The sequence below is a fragment of the Betaproteobacteria bacterium genome, from assembly GCA_016720855.1.
GTDB lineage: Bacteria > Pseudomonadota > Gammaproteobacteria > Burkholderiales > Usitatibacteraceae > FEB-7.
In genome coordinates this window covers 229,912-248,443 of the sequence record JADKJU010000005.1, presented here as the reverse complement: position 1 = coordinate 248,443, position 18,532 = coordinate 229,912, and the positions used below count along the sequence as shown (strand labels likewise).

The 18,532-nt window shown below is 65.1% G+C and carries 15 protein-coding genes; 8 read left to right on the top strand and 7 right to left on the bottom strand.

The genetic code is table 11. The features are described from left to right. Window positions 1-9: 9 nt before the first annotated feature. From mutS to IPP91_18955, 6 genes are all read right to left on the bottom strand, one after another. Window positions 10-2,544: a DNA mismatch repair protein MutS gene (mutS, locus tag IPP91_18980; protein ID MBL0144126.1), complete on the bottom strand. Its 2,535-nt coding sequence runs from the start codon at window positions 2,542-2,544 to the stop codon at window positions 10-12. Window positions 2,545-2,606: 62 nt separating this feature from the next. Continuing rightward, entirely contained in the window at window positions 2,607-3,002 is a 396-nt protein-coding gene (locus IPP91_18975; GenBank protein MBL0144125.1) for a putative toxin-antitoxin system toxin component, PIN family, read from the bottom strand. A 32-nt stretch (window positions 3,003-3,034) separates the two neighbouring features. Then, window positions 3,035-3,271, bottom strand: coding sequence for a hypothetical protein (locus tag IPP91_18970; protein MBL0144124.1), 237 nt, complete (start codon window positions 3,269-3,271; stop codon window positions 3,035-3,037). Window positions 3,272-3,413: 142 nt separating this feature from the next. Beyond that, the gene (gene mazF, locus IPP91_18965) at window positions 3,414-3,758 is read right to left on the bottom strand and encodes an endoribonuclease MazF (GenBank protein MBL0144123.1); all 345 of its coding nucleotides are present in this window, start codon (window positions 3,756-3,758) and stop codon (window positions 3,414-3,416) included. Beyond that, on the bottom strand, window positions 3,758-4,000 hold the full coding sequence (locus IPP91_18960) for a PbsX family transcriptional regulator (GenBank protein ID MBL0144122.1): 243 nt from the start codon (window positions 3,998-4,000) through the stop codon (window positions 3,758-3,760). The genes mazF and IPP91_18960 overlap by 1 nt, the downstream gene beginning before the upstream one ends. Window positions 4,001-4,770: 770 nt before the next feature. Then, the gene (locus IPP91_18955; GenBank protein ID MBL0144121.1) at window positions 4,771-5,715 is read right to left on the bottom strand and encodes a dihydrodipicolinate synthase family protein; all 945 of its coding nucleotides are present in this window, start codon (window positions 5,713-5,715) and stop codon (window positions 4,771-4,773) included. Between the two features lie 87 nt (window positions 5,716-5,802). Here IPP91_18955 and IPP91_18950 point away from each other — a divergent pair, with 87 nt between their 5' ends. From IPP91_18950 to IPP91_18940, 3 genes are read left to right on the top strand one after another with little or no spacing between them, the layout of a single operon-like run. Next, the gene (locus IPP91_18950) at window positions 5,803-6,471 is read left to right on the top strand and encodes a GntR family transcriptional regulator (GenBank protein MBL0144120.1); all 669 of its coding nucleotides are present in this window, start codon (window positions 5,803-5,805) and stop codon (window positions 6,469-6,471) included. Then, on the top strand, window positions 6,468-7,928 hold the full coding sequence (locus tag IPP91_18945) for an aldehyde dehydrogenase family protein (GenBank protein ID MBL0144119.1): 1,461 nt from the start codon (window positions 6,468-6,470) through the stop codon (window positions 7,926-7,928). Before IPP91_18950 ends, IPP91_18945 begins: the two co-directional genes overlap by 4 nt. A gap of 32 nt (window positions 7,929-7,960) precedes the next feature. Next, entirely contained in the window at window positions 7,961-8,944 is a 984-nt protein-coding gene (locus tag IPP91_18940) for a tripartite tricarboxylate transporter substrate binding protein (protein MBL0144118.1), read from the top strand. Between the two features lie 273 nt (window positions 8,945-9,217). Here the strand turns inward: IPP91_18940 and IPP91_18935 are convergent, their stop codons facing one another. Further along, window positions 9,218-10,249, bottom strand: a complete 1,032-nt coding sequence (locus tag IPP91_18935; protein MBL0144117.1) for a LacI family DNA-binding transcriptional regulator — start codon at window positions 10,247-10,249, stop codon at window positions 9,218-9,220. Window positions 10,250-10,348: 99 nt separating this feature from the next. Here IPP91_18935 and hisD point away from each other — a divergent pair, with 99 nt between their 5' ends. The 5 genes from hisD (at window position 10,349) to IPP91_18910 (ending at window position 18,164) form a co-directional block, all read left to right on the top strand. Next, window positions 10,349-11,662 (top strand): histidinol dehydrogenase, encoded by a 1,314-nt coding sequence (gene hisD / locus IPP91_18930; GenBank protein ID MBL0144116.1) that lies wholly within the window; start codon window positions 10,349-10,351, stop codon window positions 11,660-11,662. A gap of 100 nt (window positions 11,663-11,762) precedes the next feature. Next, window positions 11,763-13,292 (top strand): FAD-binding oxidoreductase, encoded by a 1,530-nt coding sequence (locus tag IPP91_18925; protein ID MBL0144115.1) that lies wholly within the window; start codon window positions 11,763-11,765, stop codon window positions 13,290-13,292. 16 nt (window positions 13,293-13,308) lie between these two features. After that, window positions 13,309-15,447, top strand: a complete 2,139-nt coding sequence (locus IPP91_18920; protein MBL0144114.1) for an acetate--CoA ligase family protein — start codon at window positions 13,309-13,311, stop codon at window positions 15,445-15,447. A gap of 33 nt (window positions 15,448-15,480) precedes the next feature. After that, a complete protein-coding gene (locus IPP91_18915) occupies window positions 15,481-16,467 on the top strand; it encodes a tripartite tricarboxylate transporter substrate binding protein (protein MBL0144113.1) in 987 nt (328 codons plus the stop codon). A gap of 455 nt (window positions 16,468-16,922) precedes the next feature. Continuing rightward, a complete protein-coding gene (locus IPP91_18910) occupies window positions 16,923-18,164 on the top strand; it encodes an MFS transporter (GenBank protein ID MBL0144112.1) in 1,242 nt (413 codons plus the stop codon). The last annotated feature ends 368 nt before the right edge of the window (window positions 18,165-18,532 follow it).

The following is an 18,532-nucleotide window of genomic DNA, read 5'->3' as shown; positions in this document are numbered from 1 at the left end:
GACGTGGTCCTAGGAATCGAGGTGCTTCTTCAGGCGGTAGAGCGCTTCGAGCGCCTCGCGAGGTGAGAGCGTGTCCGGGTCGAGGTCGGCCAGCGCATCGAGTGCCGGATGAGGCTCCGGTTCGATCTCGGCAACAGGGGTCGAGAATAGGTCCGACTGCGCGCCGGCCGGGCGCAGGTGAGTCTCCAGCTCCGCGAGATGCCTTCTCGCCGCGCGGACGACCTCCTTCGGAATGCCGGCGAGATGGGCCACGTGGATGCCATAGGACTTGTCCGCGGGACCGGGCTCGAGGCGATGCAGGAACACGATCCTGTCCTTGTGTTCGACCGCATCGAGATGGACGTTCGCGATGTTCGGCAGTTCCGCGGCGAGCTGCGTGAGCTCGAAGTAATGCGTCGCGAAGAGCGAGTAGCAGCGCACGCGCTCCGCCAGGTGGCGCGCGATCGCATAGGCGAGTGCAAGGCCGTCGAAGGTTGAAGTGCCGCGCCCGATCTCGTCCACCAGCACGAGGCTTCGCGGCGTCGCATTGTTGAGGATGGAGGCGGCCTCGGTCATCTCCACCATGAACGTCGAGCGTCCGCCGGCAAGATCGTCGGACGCACCGATGCGCGTGAAGATGCGGTCGAGGGGCCCGAGCGTCGCAGCGGCCGCGGGCACGAACGAGCCGCAACAGGCCAGGAGCGCGATCTGCGCCACCTGGCGCATGTAGGTGGACTTGCCGCCCATGTTCGGGCCGGTGATGAGGAGAAGCTGCCGCGAGCGCGAAAGGCTCGTATCGTTGGGAATGAAGTCCTCGACCTGGCTTTCGACGACCAGGTGGCGACCCCCGGCGATCTCGATCGCATCCTCGCCCGTGAACACGGGTCGGGTGAGGCGAAGCGTCTCGGCCGAAGCGGCGAGAGCGGCGAGGGCGTCGAGCGCGGAGGCGGCCTCGGCGATTTCCTGCAAGCGCGCGATGCGCCCCTGCAGGCGCCGAATCAGCGCCTCGTAGAGTTCCTTCTCGCGCGCCAGCGCCTGCTCGCCCGCGGCGAGCGCCTTGTCCTCGAAGGCTTTGAGTTCCGGCGTGATGTAGCGCTCGACGTTCTTCAGCGTTTGGCGGCGGCGGTAGTCGTCCGGCACTTTGTCGAGCTGGCCCTGCGTCACCTCGATGAAGAAGCCGTGGACCTTGTTGAATTCCACGCGCAGGTTGGCGATGCCCGTGCGTTCGCGCTCGCGCTTTTCCATCTCGAGCAGGAAGGAACCGCAGTCGGTCTGGATGGCGCGCAGTTCGTCGAGATCCCGGTCGAACCCGTCGCGGATCACGCCCCCCTCGCGAATGACCGCGGCGGGCTCCTCCTTGAGCGAGGCCTCGACGTCGGTGTGGATGTCGTCGGCAGGGGCAAGCGGGCCGGCAAGGCGGTCGAGCGCGGGCATTCCGGCCGACGAAAGCAGGTCGTGCAGGGCAGGCAGTGTGGCGAGTGTGTCGCGAAGGCCCGCAAGATCCCGCGGCCGCGCGGTGCCCAGCGCCACGCGGGCGGCGATGCGCTCCACGTCCGACCAGCGCGAGAGCGCCTTTGCGATGGCCGGGTGGCGCACTCGCGAATTGCCGGCCACGAGGGCTTCGATGCCGTCGAGCCGTGCGGAAAGAACCGCCGTGTCGCGAAGCGGGTGGTGCAGCCAGTGCATCAGGCGGCGGCTGCCCATCGTCGTCGCGCAGCGGTCCAGGAGCGAAGCGAGGGTAGGCGAATCGGCGCCGGAAAGCGTCTGGCTGATCTCGAGGTTCGCGCGCGTGTGCGCGTCCATCTGCACGAACTCGCTCTCGCGTTCCACGGCCAGGCCGGTGACGTGGGGAAGGGCCGATTGCTGCGTGTGCCGCGCGTAGGCGAGAAGGGCGCCCGCGGCACCGAGCGCCGGCAAGAGGCCCTCGACTCCGTAGCCCGAAAGGTCTGTCGTTCCGAACTGCCGGGCGAGTTCGCGCGCGCCGGAGGCCGGATCGAACTGCCAGGATTCGATGCGCTTCACGGGCGCATTCGCTCGCATGGCGGGCGGGTCGAAATCGTCAGGCACGAGAAGTTCTGCCGGCTGCAGGCGATCGAGTTCGCCCGCCAGGCGGCTTGCCGGCACTTCGGTGACGCGCAGGCGCCCGCTCGCAAGGGACAGCCAGGCAAGCCCTGCGGTCCGGTCCATCACGCAGGCTGAAACGAGGAGGCTTTCGCGCGTGGCGGGCAGGAGGGCGGAATCGGTGAGCGTCCCCGGAGTGACGACGCGCACCACCTTGCGGTCTACTGGTCCCTTCGACGTCGCCGGGTCGCCCACCTGCTCGCAGATCGCGACGGATTCCCCCAGCTTCACGAGCTTCGCGAGGTAGCCATCCACGGCGTGGAACGGCACGCCCGCCATGCGGATGGGCTGGCCCGCGGAGGCTCCCCGCGTGGTCAGCGTGATGTCGAGAAGCTTCGCCGCGCGCTCGGCGTCGGCGTGGAACAGCTCGTAGAAATCGCCCATCCGGTAGAAGAGCAGCATGTCCGGGTACCCGGCCTTGAGGGCGAGGTACTGCTGCATCATGGGCGTATGTGTGGCTGCAACTTTCCCGGGCTCGGAAGCGGAGCGTGGTGTGTGCGGGGTATTCACGCGTTTCCCAGATAGGAAGCCAAAGTCACCACCGGGATTCCCTCGAAAGTCTTGAGAGCGAGCAATGCCTTGTCTCCGGTGATGATGGCTTGCGCGCGCCCCGTCAGGGCGCATTCGAGAATGCGGTTGTCGGGGTCATCACTCACGACGTGGAGCCTTCGCCTCGGGGCGACCACGGTCGCAAGCTCGGAGATGAACACGGCAACGTGAGCCAGCTCCTCGGCATCGCGGGCGAACTTGCGGCCGAGCACTTCGAGAAGTTCGTCGAGGATGGCCCTGGAGAGCACCAATTCGTCCGTGCCCTCGATGATGCGCAGTAGCGCCGCATCGGCCTGGCCGCCGGGAAACACCAGCGCGGAAACCAGGATGTTGGTGTCGAAGACGACTCGCATGCGCCCTGTGTCCGATCGGGTCGGCGCCGTCTTCAGTCGCGCAGGTAACGCGCGAGATCCTTTTCCGTGAGAATTCCCATGTCGCGGGCCTTCCGGCTCCAGAAGGCCTGCATGCCGCGCAGTTCCTGCAGGCGTCGTTCAATGCCCGCTTGCCGGAGCGCATCCTGGATGACGCCGCTCAGCGTCTTGCCTTCTGCAAGGGCGAGGGCTTCTGCCTGTTGCGCAAGATCGGCGGGCAATGAAATTGTCTTCTTGACGGCGTTGCTCATGGCGAGAGGTGTCAAAGGTTGCGCGGTATGAATAAATCATACCACTTGGAAAATGCGGCCGCAATGCGCTTGATCGACGCCCCTCATGTGGCCTTCAGTGCCTTTCGTGGAACTGGCCATGACTTGTCGCTATGCTCCCCGGCTACTTGATCAATAACAGCGCCTTGATGCGGGCGCGCACTTCCAGCACGACTGACTCGGGGACGGTCCCCTTCTTCCTGGCGCGGCGAACTTTCCAGTCCAGCGACTTCACCTGATCCGAGAGCACGACGCTTTCTTGCCCATCCGCCAGCGTCCGCACTTCGAATGGGTAGCCCTTGATCCTTGTCGACAGGGGGCAGCAAACCATCAGGCCGGACTTCCCGTTGTAAAGCGCGGGGCTCATGACCAGCGCCGGGCGATGCCCTGCCTGTTCGTGCCCGGCCTGGGGATCGAACGCGAGCCAGACCACGTCGCCCGCGTCAGGCACATAGGTCCGGCCTGCCACTACAGGGCCTCCTTGCCGACCGGTGCGCCGAAATCGGCTTCATCGTGAACGTTTTCTCGCGTGATGCCCGCCACCAGTTCCTCGAGTTTGAACTCGAGCTTGTCGGCTGGCTCGATGACGATGCGTCCCTTGGTCGCCTTAATAGTCACGCGCTGCTCGATGTCGAATGACGCGATCTTCATCGCGGCGGCGTTGATCCGCACGGCCGGGCTGTTGCCCCACTTCCTGATGACTGCGTCCATTGTCTTCTCCCGTACTTTTCCGTGATGTATCTACATTGTAGACACGGGCCCGCATCGAGTCAACCTTGCTTCGATGACTTTGGACAGGGGATGTGGGGAACAAGACATGGACGCCGGCGATGTGGCTTCGGGCGCACACGGGATGGACTCAAGTGGCCCCAAGTGACCACATCATCGTGTATCCCGGCAGGCGACCGGTGAACGATGGAGTACTGCGACGCATGGAATCGCAGGGTGAATGGTGGGCTTCAACCCTGATGCAGCATAAGCAGCGTTGGATCCCTCAACGAAAGCGGTGCCGTGCCCGTCGGAACGGCGTTCAATTGGTTCTCCGAGTTATCGAAAGATCTGACAGCAATGCGGGGCGTGATGCCGGGTGGTGTTCGGGAGGTGCGTTCAGCGCACCCTGGATCTTGCCAACGCACTCCCCCATTTCACTCATAAGCGCCTTCGTGGACGTTCCAGAGTCCGTTAGCAAGCTAATCGAAACGGCCGCGATCGTTCGTCCTGATCTTCCGATTCACCGTCGCCCGCACCACCCGGAGCAGATCCGCCGGTGCGCTCTTCGGACCCGGCTCGGTTCGGCGGGGATAGCTCTTGGATGGAGGGTGTGCACAGTTGAATATTGCTTTTGTGAAACTTCGCTTTTAAAGAGCGCGAGGTCGAACGCCCAAAGAAAGACATCGCCGGCGGTCGTGCCGGATACCAATCGGGAGTGGTCATCAGAGCCTCCGATGATGCCCGTCGTTCGCGAGGGTGGATGCGATGAGCTAGGCGGGAACAACTTCCTTCGACGCCGCAGACGGAAGGGGCAGATTCGCCTCAGCGTAGATCTTCTCCAGCGCCGATCGAATGCTTGCGACTTTGCCGGCATCGGCGGGCAGGTGTGGCAGCCGAGGAACACCAGCGGGACGGCCCAGGGCCAACATCGCCGCCTTGACGAACGCGAAGGTGGACAGGCCCGAGCTGGGTACGAGGTGATAGATCTTGTCGATCACGGTCTCCATTCGCGACACCGTGGTCGAGTCGCCGGCCTGATAGGCGCGGTGGTACTCCACGACTTCACGAGTGCACACATTCGAAATCGTGGAGACGAGACCGCTCGCACCGCGGCTCATGAGCGCGCTCCCATACGGTTCGAGACCTGCGAAGTGCTGCCAGCGGTCGCGCGTGAGGTAGTACGTTTCCGCGACGGCATAGAGATCGCGGGCGCTTTCCTTATAGGCGACGATCTGTTCGATGTTCGCCAGCTCCGCTGCCAATGCAGGCGGTACGTTGAACCCGGTCCTCGCAGGGTTGTTGTATAGCATGATCGGCAACCCGATTTCGGCGACCTTCGAGAAGTAGGCGACCGTTTCCTTTCCCGTCGGCAGGCAATACATTGGCGGCAACACCATGCATCCGTCCGCGCCGATCTGCTTCGCCGACTTCGTCAGGGCGATCGTGTCCTGCAGCGTGAGCGCCGACGTCCCGTAGACGAGGGTGAGACGACCGGCGCTCACGCGCTTGACCTGCTGGAAGAGCTGCAGGCGCTCTTCGTTGGTGAGCGAATAGAACTCCCCGGTGCTGCCGGCCACGACCAAGCCCGCTACGCCGTCCTTTACAAGCGTCTCCACGTGTGAGTCGACGCCACTTAGGTTCAGTGAGCCATCACTCCGAAAGGGGGTCACCATCGCCGTGAATACCCCGCTCCAACCAACGCGTTTTGCGGTCATACCACCTCCGTATGCGATATATCGTATAAAAGATATGCTGTATCATAAGTCGCTATCATGAACCCAGTCAAACCCAAGGGAGTGTCGATGCCCGACGCAGAACGCTTCAGCCTCGCGCAGCGTGGCGAAGTCCTCGTCGTACAAGTGCACTCACAGCTTTTGCAGGCGCTGCTAATGGGTGAATGGGCCCCGGGCGAGCGGCTCAACATCGGCAGACTCGCGGCGTCGATGGGGGTGAGCGTGACGCCGGTGAGGGAAGCGCTCTCGCGGCTCATATCCGATGGCGCGCTGCGAACCGATGCGAAGCGCGCGATTCTGGTGCCGCGCCTGGGGCGCGAAGAGCTGCAGGAGATCTTCGATCTGCGCATCCTGCTAGAAGGCGAACTGGCGCAGATCGCAGCTACCCGCGCTACCGATCACACCGTGGACGAGCTGGAAGCGATCCAGGCAGAGCTCGTCGAAGCGCTGAACGCCCACGACTATAAGCGCGCGCTGCGACAGAATGCGCGCTTTCACTTCCTAATCTACGAAACCGCCCAACGACCGGAGACCATGCGATCGGTGCGCGCGTTGTGGGTGCGCATCAGCCCCACGACGCACTTTCATTACCCGTTGCTGGATTACACGCGCGAGGGCATCTCGCGACACCAGCAGATCATCCAGCAGGTGCGCGAGCGCAACGGCCCCGCGCTCCGCGCTGCCGTCGTCGAAGACCTCAAGGGATCGTTAGCCACTATCCAGTTGGAGCAGACATGACCGCACGCTTCGCCGAGATCGGCACCGTTTCCCTCGACCCCTTCATCCACGGAAAGCATGTGTCGCTCGGCAAGGTCAAAGCGCACCCGACGTTCGATCCCGCCAGCGGCGAGGTCATCACCGAAGTGCCGATCAGCGGACCGTTGGTCGTGGACCAGGCGGTGCAGTCGGCGAAGGAAGGATTGAAGGCGTGGGGCAAGGTGCTTCCCGCGGAGCGCAGTCGCGTGCTCTCGCGCACCGCTGCGATCATCCGGCGCGAAGCCCCGCGCCTGGCGATCATAGAGTCGCTCGACAGCGGCAAGCCATTGCGCGAGGCGCAGGTGGACATCGAATCGTGTGCCCGCTACTTCGAGTACTACGCGGGAATCGCGGACAAGATGCAGGGCGACACGATTCCCCTCGGGCCCGACTACGTGTCGCTCACACTGCACGAGCCGGTGGGCGTTACCGCCCACATCATTCCGTGGAATTTCCCGATGGTGACGACCTCGCGCGGCCTGGGCCCCGCGCTGGCCGCGGGCTGCAGTGCCGTGGTGAAGCCTGCCGAGCAGACGCCCCTCAGCACCTTGGCGTTGATGGACATCCTCACGGAAGCCGGGCTTCCTCCAGGTGTGTGCAACGTGGTTTGCGGTCCCGGCGCGATCACGGGCGATGCGCTCGCTTCGCACCCCGATGTGAGCCACGTTACCTTCACCGGGTCGGTGAAAACCGGCAAGGCGGTGATGACGGCCGCCGCCCGTAACGTCGCGTCCGTCACGCTCGAACTCGGCGGCAAATCGCCGTTGACCGTCCTCTCTGACGCCGATATCGGCGCGAGCGTCGAAGGCATCCTAAAGGGCATTTTCACGAACGCCGGACAAGTGTGTTCGGCGGGTTCGCGGCTGGTCGTGGAGCGCCCCGTGGCCGAAGAAGTGATCTCGAAGCTGCTCAACCGGGTCGCCGGCTTCAAGTTCGGCCGCGGGCTCGACAACCCGGACCTCGGTCCGCTCGTTTCGGATGTACAACTTTCCAAGGTTGCGGGGATGGTCAAGGTGGCACGCGACCGTGGCGTCGAAGTGCTCAGCGGCGGCGAGGTCGCAAAGGTCTCCGGACTCGAGGGCGGATGGTTTTATGCGCCTACGATCCTGCAGGTAACCGACCCTGGCGATGCGATCGCCCAGGAAGAAGTGTTCGGCCCGGTGTTGATCGTGCAGGTGGTCGACAGCTTCGACGAAGCGGTCGCGGTGGCCAATTCGACGGAGTACGGTCTGGTCGCCGGCATCTACACGCGCGACGTGTCGAAGGCGTTCCGTTTCGCAAAGGCCGTGGACGCGGGCCAGGTGTTCATCAACCAGTTCTTTGCGGGCGGTGTGGAAACCCCGTTCGGAGGAACGCGGCGCAGCGGCTTCGGGCGCGAAAAGGGCCTGGAGGGACTGCGCAGCTATTTCCGTGTGAAGACCATCACGGCGCGAATCTAAACCTCTCAACAGCAAGGCAACGGAGACCTAACATGCACCTCTTACTTTGGCGACTTTCAAGGCTCGTGGTCTTTGCCGCGTCGACTCTGATGGCGACGGCGGCAATTGCGCAATCCGATTATCCGAACCGGGCAGTCAAGATGATCGTGGGATTCACCGCGGGCGGCTCGACCGACGTGATCGCGCGTGTGATTTCGGAGGAGTTGACCAAGCGTCTGGGCCAGTCCGTCGTTGTGGAGAACAAGCCGGGTGCGACTGGCAACCTCAGCGCTGGCATCGTCGCGCGATCGGCACCAGACGGCTACACGCTCTACATGGCAGCCGTCGGGCTGGCGACGACGGCTGCGGTCGATCCAAAAGCGCTGCAGGCTCACCCGGTCGATGATTTCACGCACATTTCGCTCACGGCTTTCGTGCCGAACGTGTTGGTCACTGGCTCACAGAGTCAGTTCCGCACGGTAGGCGACCTCGTCAACCGCGCCAAGCAGGAGCCAGGCAAGCTAAGCATGGGCTCTTCCGGGGTTGGTGGCGGTCTTCACCTGACTGGAGAAATGTTCAAGGTGAACACTGGCACCAACTTCATCCATGTCCCGTACAAGGGCATCCCGCCCGCCATCACCGATCTGATGGGCGGTAACCTCGATGTCCTTTTCGACAACGTCTCCACTTCGCTCCCACTGATCAAGGGCGGCAAGTTGCGGGCACTGGCGGTGACTTGGCGGGAGCGCATTCCGGACCTGCCGGACGTGCCGACCATGGCGGAAGCTGGCGCCGGCGCACTCGAGGCAGGCGCTTGGTTCGGAATTGTCGGACCGAAGGGAATGCCGGCGGAGATCGTGGACAGACTTCATCGGGAGATCAATGTGATCCTCAGCGATCCGAAGGTGGTGGAGCGTTTCCGCAGCATGAGCATCCTGGTGCTCAAGGGTGGTCCTGCCGAGTTCAGGGATTACGTCGCCAAGGATATCGCGCAGTGGCGGCGGGCCGTCGAGGCAGCCGGCATCAAGCCAGAGTAAGCAGCGGGGGCCACGTGAGGGCCAGTCCTTTCAGTCACGTCCCAAGGCGGCGCTGCGGAAGGTCCTCTATGGAGGCGATCAGTACAGAATTCTTGAGGTTGGTCACGACCCACACCTAGGTCGCGATTCTCGTACTGTGGAATGCCGTAACGCCTTGTTGCCCAGGGCGCATGAGCCAAGTCACCCCTGATGCCGCATCATCGGGATGTGGCCCTCCTGCCCCTGGTTCTGATTGCTGATCACATTTTCGCTTTTCTTGCGTCCAGGATTGGACTACAGGCTGCGGCGACCAGGCGATGGGCCCGTGGATCCGCGAGCGATGAACTCCACCTGAACCTCCTCGGTTCGCGCCACATCCTTCCCTGCGATGCGCGCCAGCATACGCTCGGCCGCGCGGCGCCCGATCTCCGAGACAGGCAGGCGCACGGTCGTGAGGCCCGGGCTCCATTCGTGGGCAAGGTCGATGTCGTCGAATCCCGTCACCGAAAGCGCCTTCGGCACGGCAATGCCGCGCGCGGCTGCTTCGATCAGCACGCCGAGGGCGAGGATGTCGTTGCCGCAGACAACGGCGGTGATGCGCGGCTCGGCGGCGAGCACCGCGCGGAGCGCCTCCCGTCCGCGGTGGATCGAAAACTCGGTCTCGACCAGCAGCGTGTTCGGCAGCGCCAGTCCGTGGGCACGCAAGGTGTCGCGCACACCCGCCACCCGCTCGCGGGCGCGGTCGTTGCTCTCGGTGTGGCCGGAGATCATCGCGATCCTGCGGTGCCCGAGGTCGATCACGTGCAGCGCCACCTGCGCCGCCGCCGCGCGATTGGAGAAACCCAGGCAATAGTGGTGTCCGCGCTCGTCGAGCGTCCAGGTGAGCTCGTAGGGGATGCGCTCCTTGTCGAGCATCCGGTAGACCGAAGCGTCGTGGTCCGTGCCGACGAGGACGATGCCGTCGACACCGCGTTCGACCAGCGCCAATACGACACCGGCCTCCGCGGCAAGGTCGTATTCGTGCCCCCCGAGCAGCAGCGTGTAGCCGTCCTGGGCCAGACGTTGCTGCATCGCCTGCACGGAGCTCGCGAAAATGGGGTTGTCGAGCGTGGGGATCACGACGCCAACAGTGCGCGAGCGCTTGGTTGCGAGGGCACGGGCCGCACCGTGGGGCACGTAGCCCAACTTCGCCACGGCGTCGTGGACCCGCTGCCGCGTCTCGGGATGCACGATTTCCGGCTCCGACAGTGTGCGCGACGCGGTGGCGAGCGAAACGCCCGCCATACGGGCCACGTCCGAGAGCAGGGAGGGCTTGTCGCGCGCCATTGAAAGCGATTGTAACCAGAATCATGAAAAATTGTTGACAGCAAGGAAAACACTGCAATATTCTGCATGCAAGCGCTTTCATTATCTGGTCCCCATCCCATGCTCGAGTACCTGAAGAAGGCCCGCAAGAGTCCCGAAACCGAAAGCGGCGAAGCGCGCCGCGTGGCGAGCGCAATGCTGGCCGACATCGAGCGCCGGGGCGAGCCCGCAGTCCGTGAATATGCCGGCAAACTCGACAATTGGACGGGCGAAATCATCGTCACCCCCGCCGAAGTCGAGCGGCAGACGCGTGGCATTGCCGATGGCGTGAAGCGCGACATCGAATTCGCCACCGAGCGCGTGCGGCGCTTCGCCGAGGCGCAGCGCGATTCCATGCGGGAATTCGCGATCGAACTCGAGCCGGGCCTTCACGCGGGCCAGCGCCTAGTCCCCGTCAACGTCGCCGGCTGCTACGTGCCCACCGGCCGATACGCGCACATCGCCTCCGCGTACATGGGCATCGCGACAGCCAAGGCGGCCGGAGTGCCCACCGTGATCGCGTGCTCGACACCCTTCCAGGGCGGCGGCATCCATCCGCAGGTGCTATACGCGATGAAGGTCGCGGGTGCGGACGCGATCATGACGCTGGGCGGCGTGCAGGCCATGGCGACCCTCGCTTTCGGGCTCTTCACCGGCAAGCCCGCGGATCTCATCGTGGGCCCTGGGAACAAGTACGTGGCGGAAGCCAAGCGCCTGCTGTTCGGCCGTGTCGGCATAGACGTCTTCGCGGGGCCTTCGGAGATCGCGGTGATCGCCGACGAATCCGCCGATCCGCTCATTGTCGCCTCCGATCTGGTGGGCCAGGCCGAGCACGGCCACGAATCGCCCGCATGGCTCATGACCACCTCAAGCGTGCTGGCCGGGAAAGTGATGGCGCATGTGCCCGAAATCATCGCGCGTCTCCCGCAACCCGCGTGCGAGGCCGCCGGCAGCGCCTGGCGCGATTATGGTGAGGTCGTCGTGGCCACCACACGCGAAGAATTGGTGGAAGCTTCGGACCGTTACGCTCCCGAGCACCTGGAGATCCACGCCGGGGACCTCGACTGGTGGCTCGCAAACCTTACCTGCTACGGCTCACTCTTTCTCGGCGAGGAAACCACCGTGGCATTCGGCGACAAGACCTCGGGCCCGAACCACATCCTTCCCACCATGGGGGCCGCCCGCTACTCGGGCGGGCTATCGGTGCACAAGTTCATGAAGGCGCTCACGTGGCAGCGCATGTCGCGCGAGGCTACCCGGCAGGTCGCGCAGGTCACCGCCCGCATCTCGCGGCTGGAGGGTATGGAAGCGCATGCCCGCACCGCCGACGACCGGCTTTTGAAATATTTTCCAGAGGAGACCTTTGATCGTGGCGAGCCTGTCCAAAGTCGATAAAGCAGCGAACCCGCGCGTGGAAGCCAAGCCCGCCAAGCGGCTCAAGTTCTGGGGGTGGGGATACGAGGACGAGGTCGTGCCCCCCGGCGAGATCCAGTGGATGGAATCGGCCTGGTCGCAGCGCTTCGGCGTAGAGGGCTTCAAGACCGTGGTCCCCACGCCGAAGGCGGAAGACATCAAGCTGCCCGCCTCGCGCATCCCGGTGCCGTCCAACCTCGCGGCCATCTGCACCACCGATCACTACGAGCGCGTGCTGCACTCGTACAGCAAGTCGCTGCCGGACATCATCCGCGTCTACGCGCGCCAATGTCCCGCGCCCGTGGATGTGGTGGCGCTGCCGCGCAATGAGCAGGACATCGTGGACCTCCTCGACTGGGCATATCGCGCCAACGCGGCGGTGGTGCCCTTCGGCGGCGGCTCGAGCGTCGTGGGTGGCGTCGTGCCGCCGACCGGCGGCGAATACGCGGGCGCCATCAGCATCGACATGCGCAACCTGAACCGCGTGCTGGAGATCGACGAGATCTCGCTCGCCGCACGCATCCAGGCGGGCACGTTCGGGCCCTCGATCGAGGAGCAACTCAAGCCCTCGGGGCTCACGCTGCGTCACTTCCCGCAATCGTTCAAATGCTCGACGCTCGGCGGCTGGATTGCCACGCGCGCTGGCGGTCATTTCGCCACCCTTTACACGCACATCGACGACCTGGTGGAGAGCACGCGCCTGGTCACGCCCTCCGGGCTCATCGAAACACGGCGCTTGCCGGGCTCCGGCGCGGGCCCCAGTCCCGATCGCATGTTCATCGGCTCGGAAGGCATCCTCGGCATCATCACCGAGGCGTGGATGCGCGTGCGCCGGCGACCGACGTTCCGCGCCACGTCCACGGTACTCTTCACCGACTTCTACAAGGGGTGCGACGCGGTGCGCGCGCTCACGCAGTCGGGCCTGTACCCGGCGAATTGCCGCATCCTCGATGCCGAGGAAGCGCAGTACAACGGGATTGCCGACGGCAAGCACAGCGTGCTGGTCGTGGCGTTCGAGTCGGACGATCATCCGGTGGAGCCGTTCTTGAAGCGCGCGCTGGAACTCTGCCGTGATCATGATGGCGAGCCCGAAGTGGCAAGTACCGAGGAGAACTCCAACCGCGAAGGCGGGGCGGGGCGCTGGCGGGACCGCTTCATGTTCCTGCCGTACTTCAAGGAGCACATGGTGGCACGTGGCATCTTCCGCGACGCCTACGAGACCTCCATCACGTGGGACCGCTTCAAGGACTTTCATTCCAATATCAAGGACGCAGGACTCAAGGCGATCGAGAAGGCCACGGGCCGCAAGGGTTCGGTGACCTGCCGCTTCACGCACGCGTATCCCGATGGTCCCGCGCCGTATCTCACGTTCCATGGGCTGTCGCAGGCGCAGGACCGCGTCCTGGAGGACTACTGGGCCGTGAAAGGCGCGGCCTCGGACGCGATCATCGCCGGTGGCGGCACCATCACGCACCATCACTCCGTGGGCCGCGAGCATCGCCCCTGGTACGACAAGCAGCGCCCCGAGCTCTTTGCCAAGGCCTTGCGGGCCGCGAAGAAGTGCCTCGATCCGAAAGGCCTTCTCAATCCCGGTGTGCTCATCGATCCCTAGTCGAGGCGAGGCGATCATGGCGTCCCCGAAGACCTCGTTCGAGCCGTTGTTCCATCCGCGCGGCGTGGCGATCGTGGGGGCGTCCCACGACCTGCGCCGCATCGGCGGACAGCCGGTGAAGTTCCTGGCCACCTACGGCTACAAGGGGCGCGTCTACCCGATCAATCCGAAGCACACCGAGATCGCGGGGCTGCGCTGCTATCCGACCGTCGCCTCCATCGACGGGCCGTGCGATGTGGCGATCGTCGCGGTGAATGGTGCCGCGGCGATCGAGGTCGTTCGCGAATGCGGCCGCAAGGGGATCCGATTCGCGGTCGTCTTCAGCGCAGGCTTCCGCGAGACGGGCGCAACGGGGCTCGAGCAGGAGGCAAAGCTGCTGGCGGCCGCGCGCGAGAACGGTGTGCGCATCATCGGACCCAACTGCCAGGGCTATCTCAACATCTCCGAGCGGCTGTATGCGACCTTCGGCGTCCTCGGCCTGGAGCCCGAGCTCAAGGCGGGACCGGTCTCCAGTGTGGCGCAGAGCGGCGGCTTCGGCTTCGGCATCGTCACCCAGTGCGAATCCGCGGGAGTGGGCTTCCGCAATCTCGTGTCATCCGGCAACGAATCCGACGTCACCACGCCCGAGATCCTCGATGCATACGTGGACGACGAGGGCACGCGCCTGCTCGTCGGCTTCATCGAGGGCGTGCGCGACGGGCGAGCCTTGATGCGGGTTGCGGATCGCTCGGTGCGCGCAGGCAAGCCGATCCTGATGTGGAAGGCAGGAAATTCCGAAGCCGGAAAGCGAGCCTCGCTATCGCACACCGCTGCACTCACCGGGTCGTACGACGCCTACCGCGCGGCGTACCGGCAATCTGGCGTAATCGAGATGCGCGACATAGACGAGATCTCCGACAGCGCGCGCGCCTTGCTGCCGGGGCGGCTGCCGCGCGGCGATCGAGTCGCGGCACTCGGCTCCTCCGCAGGTTCATGCATCCTTTTCGCCGACCGCGCCGCGGAACTGGGCCTGGATGTGGTGACCCTCGCGCCCGAGACCGTGGCCGCAATCGCCAAAGTGATTCCCGCGTACGGCTCGCCGCACAATCCGGTTGACGTGACCGCCGACGTGTTCAATGACCTGGGCGCCTTCACCCAGGCCATCGATCTGGTGCTCGCGGATCCGAGCGTGGACCAGCTCGCGGTGGTCTATGCGGGCCTGTCCGGAGAAATCGCACTGGCGTGCAACCGCGCGGTGGCCGAGGCGATGGAGCGTCACGACAAGCCGGTGATGCTCGGCTGGACTGCGAGACGTCATCGCGCGGAGGCTGCGTACAAGCTGGCGGACGAAGCGCAGATTCCCTACTTCACGAGCCCTGTGCGCCTGGCCAACGCGGCCGGCGTACTCGCGCGTTTCACCCGTTACCAGGACCGCGCCAACCGCCGCGCGTCGCTCTTCGCGGAATCGTCAGCGGACATCGACACGCGGCTTCCGGCGCGCTCGGGCGCGCTCTCGGAAGCCGAGAGCAAGGCGCTCCTCGCGCGTTGGGGTCTCCCGGTCACCGGCGATGTGCTCCTGCCGCCCGGGCAGGATGCGGACCTGCTCGCCGCGGGGCTGCGCTATCCGGTGGTGGTGAAGGTGGCCTCGGCCGACATCGCGCACAAGACCGAGGCCGGGGGCGTGATCCTCGGCGTGCGAAATCGCGCCGAGCTCGACGGGGCGGTGGCCGAGGTGATCCATCGCAGCCGCGCCTACGCGCCTTCGGCGCGCATCGAAGGCGCGCTTGTCAGCGAAATGGTGGTCGACGCCGTGGAGATGTTGGCGGGTGTGACGCAGGATCCGGTCTTCGGCCCGATGATCACACTGGGAATGGGTGGCATCCAGGCCGAGGTGCTGCGCGACGTCACATACCGTGTCGCGCCGTTCGACGAGCAGACGGCGCGCGAGATGATCGACGAGCTTCGGGGAGCCGCACTCTTGAAGGGCTTTCGCAAGCGCCCGGCCGCGGACGTCGATGCGCTTGCAGCGTTTCTCGCGCGACTGTCTCAAGTCGCGTGGACGCTGCGCGATCGGCTTTCGGAATTGGACGTGAATCCGCTTATGGTGCGGCCGCAAGGTGCCGGCGTGGTGGCCGCGGATGCGCTCGTCGTGCTCGATGATGGAGCCCCGAAATAGGGGCACGGAACACACTCTGATACAGGAGGAGTCATGAAGCAGGTTGCTCGTTGGGTTGGCGGAATCGTCGCTGCGGTCCTGGCGCTGTCCGGCGCAGGGCTCGCGTATGCGCAGGGTTATCCGAACAAGACGATCAAGATCATCGTGCCTTATCCGCCTGGCGGACCCACCGACGTGCAGGCGCGCGTGGTCGCGCAAAAGATGAGCGAGTTGCTGGGGCAGACCGTGGTGATCGAGAATCGCGGCGGCGCAGGCGGCATGCTGGGCTCGACGGTCGTCGCGAAGGCGGATCCCGACGGCTATACGTTGCTCATGGGCGCCAGCGGTCCGCAGGCCATCGGACCGCTCATGGCGAAGGAGCCTCCCTATGATCCAGTAAAGGACTTCACGCCGATCTCGCTCGTCAGCTATTCGCCCTTGATGCTGGTCGTGAACCCCAACAAGTTGAATGCGAAGAGTGTGAACGACGTGATCGCCGCGGCCAAGGCGCAACCAGGCAAGCTCAATTACGGATCGTTCGGCAACGGCACCATGGCGCACCTGGCGGGCGAGCTCTTCAAGACCATGGCCGGCGTGAATGTGGTGCATGTGCCATACAAGGGATCCGCGCCGGCGATGACCGCGCTGCTCGGCGGCGAGATCGACTACATGTTCGACACCATCATCACCGCGCTCCCGCATGTGCAGGCCGGCAAGCTCAACGGGCTCGCGGTGACCAAGGCTACGCGCTCCAGCGCCGTGCCCGACATGCCCACGGTGGCCGAGGCGGCGCTGCCCGGCTTCGAGGCCGTGTCCTGGATCGGACTCATGGGCCCCGCCAACCTGCCGAAGGAAGTGGTGGAACGCCTGAGCGGCGAAATGGTGAAGGCGCTCGCCGATCCTGCGGTTCGCCAGCGGCTGGAAGCGGCGGGCGCGGAACCGGTGGGCAGCGACTCGGCCACGTTCTCGAGGCAGATGAAGAGCGAGCTCGCGCGCTGGGAGCCGGTGGTCAAGGCTGCGGGGCTGCTGCGGTCGCAGTAACTATCCCACCTCTGCCTTGGGAGAGTGCCGGGGAGAGGGTCCAAGGGCGGATGGCGGGCGAGTTTTAAGGCGGCTCGGCCCTATGGTTCTTGGGTTGTTGCCCTTCCCCAGTGATGTCCCAGCGGTATTCGAATAGCGTCAGTTGCTTGTCGGAAAGGCGCTCGATGTCGCCTGTCACGACTTCCATCGCAAGGCTCGCGGGCGCGCTGCTGCTCGGTCAAAACGACGAGTACGCGATCCAGAAGTGTTACATGAGTCTGGAATCGTTGGCACCAATGAGCGACAATCCTTCGTTCAGGCTCCCCGCGATCGCCGCGGCCGCCTGGACGAGGCAGCCAGCGCAAAGCCCGACCTCACGCTGACCTTCTACACCGCGCCTCGGGACACGACCCATGCCCGACCCGAAAGACGGACAGGATGAACTTGATCAGGCGCGTTGAGCGCAACCGCTCCGCTTGAAGCGCCGTCGTGTCGATGGCCTGACCCCCGCTCAGCCCGAAGACGGGACGGGAAAGTTGCCGGCGGAGACCGGCACCGTCGCTCCGTCGACCCTGCGGCACGCCTTCCCCTGGGTCGTCGCGACGCTGATTGCCGTGCACGCCTGCATGGCGCTCACGCGCATGGCGGCCAGCCTGTGGGTATTGAACGAGGGCTACGGCGAATGGACGGTAGGCGTGCTACTGAGCCTCTTTGCCGTCGCGCCCATCGTGCTGTCATTGTGGGCGGGAGGACTGGCCGACAGCCACGGCTTTCATCGCCCGGTCGCTCTTGGAGTCGGCATGGCATTCGCGGGCGCCGTGGTGGCCCTGGCATCGCAGACGCTGCTCGCCATCGGCTTCAGCTGCCTGATGACGGGTGGGGCCGTCAGCATCGCCGCGGTCGCTATCCAGCGCGAGGCTGGCATCATGGCGAACTCGCCTGACGAATTGAGGCGCGTCTTCAGTTGGGTCGCGCTGGGGCCGGCAATGTCGAATGCGATCGCGCCCGTGATCGGCGGTGTGTTGATCGACGGGTTCGGCTTCCGCTGGGCATTCGCGTTCGCGGTCCTGCTTCCGGTCCTGTCATGGATGCTGGCCCGGCGCGTACCGCGACATGCGCCCAAGCCACGCAATGCCGGCACACCTTCACGCCCCGCGTGGCACCTGCTCCGCCACGTGTCGCTGCGCAATCTCCTGCTGGTGAATGTCGTGCTGTCGGCCTGCTGGGATGCGCACACTTTCGTGGTGCCGGTGGTCGGGCATGCGAAGGGCCTGAGCGCCTCCAGCATCGGGCTGGTGCTCGCCGCGTTTGCCGTTGCCGCCACGCTCGTGCGCCTGGCAATCGTGCGATTCGCGCGGCAACTGGACGAACTGAAGGCCCTGCGTGCCGCGATGGGGCTGGCCGCGACGACGCTGTTCATCTATGCCTGGCTGCCGGGCACGCCGGGAATGATGCTGGGTTCGGCCCTGCTCGGGCTGGCGCTGGGCTCGGTGCAGCCCATGATCATGAGTACGCTGCACCAGGTCACCCCGCGCGATCGCCACGGGCAGGCGCTCGGCCTGCGCATGCTGGTCATCAACGGCGCCACGATCGCGATGCCGGTGGGATTCGGCCTGCTCGCCAGCGCAACCGCCATTGCGGCGCCGATGTGGCTGATGGCCGGGCTGCTCGTGGCGGCGCAATGGCCCGCGAAGTCGCTGGGCCGGGATCGGGACTGAACCGCAATCCGCCCCTGCGACTGCTGTCCCGGCGCTACCAGCTTCTGCGCCGTCGGGGTGCGGGGTTGTGCATAGTGCTGGCAGTCGCCAACAAAAGTGGCTTGGTGGCAGCACCGCTACGGCCTGCAGCCTTCGCGCCGTGCATCCCGACAAGTACCGGGTGAGCGGTGGGGTGCTCCATCGTCCGATACGCGGGGCGAAAGAGTCGCGTCAGCCCTGATGCCGCATCAAGGGCATGCATTCCGTTCCCGTGGCTGTGGCGGTCACGTCGAGCTTTCAGGATGCAGCACGGTTGTTGCTCTGCATCAGAATGCGGGACCGGGTTTCGGCGCCACAATCACGCTTGGTTCGGGCGAATCTGGCCGCTT